The organism is Mycobacterium simiae (genome assembly GCF_008370645.1).
Taxonomy (GTDB): domain Bacteria; phylum Actinomycetota; class Actinomycetes; order Mycobacteriales; family Mycobacteriaceae; genus Mycobacterium; species Mycobacterium simiae_A.
Map to the genome: position 1 here is coordinate 1 of NZ_VTZN01000695.1, position 211 is coordinate 211.

Consider the following 211-nt stretch of genomic DNA (forward strand, 5'->3'; position numbering starts at 1 on the left):
GATCGAAACCGCACTGACCGCGCACCCGCTGGTGGCTCAAGCGGTGGTCACCCCCCATGGTGACCAGCTGGTCGGATATGTGCTGGTCGAATCAGCGGCGGGCGGAAATGCCGAACTCGCCGCTCAGGTGCGTCAGTTCGTCGGCCAGCGGCTGCCTGAATTCATGGTGCCGGCGGTGGTGGTGGTGCTCGACTCGTTGCCGCTGACGCTC

General features: G+C 65.9%; 1 protein-coding gene. It reads left to right on the forward strand.

Translation table 11 applies throughout. The annotated features are described in order from the left end of the window. The coding region (locus tag F0Q45_RS27400; RefSeq protein ID WP_149656751.1) for an AMP-binding enzyme at window positions 1–211 on the forward strand (211 nt) is incomplete at both ends.